1 pseudogene is annotated in these 434 nt (G+C 59.2%); it reads right to left on the reverse strand.

Features of this window, described 5'->3' with window-relative positions:
• Window positions 1-279 (reverse strand): annotated as a pseudogene (locus tag ACZXDY_RS46440) (IS5/IS1182 family transposase); the annotation flags it as partial.
• Between the last annotated feature and the right edge of the window lie 155 nt (window positions 280-434).

The raw sequence follows: 434 nt of genomic DNA on the forward strand, positions 1-434 counted from the left end.
TTGGCTCTTGATCGCGCAGCCTTGGCACGCCGCTGTCGACCAGTAACGGCGCAGCGTCATTCCATGCTCGATGTTGGGGTAGTGATAGGGCAGCAACTGGCCGGATCGGCAGCGGTAGACGTCCTCATCAGGCAGGTAGGCGAAGTCCTGTTTGTCGAACCGGCCCTCCGCCTTGGCGTTCGACGTCATGGGCTTGGGCAAGGTGACTGCAACGCCAGCCTCTTCGCAGGCCAATATCTCCTCTCCGTCGAAGTAGCCACGGTCGGCGACCGCCTCGAGTTTTTAGGTCAACTGATCACAGTCGCAAGTGACGTGCGTGCCCGGTCATGTATCTTGAACCACGAAATGGGCATCCACCCGTCTCCGGATGTCAGGATCCTGGAGGAAATCGAACGGTTTTATGAGCTGCACGACGTCTGAGAACGCCCGCTGGA

Source organism: Bradyrhizobium sp. LeoB3 (assembly GCF_055456055.1).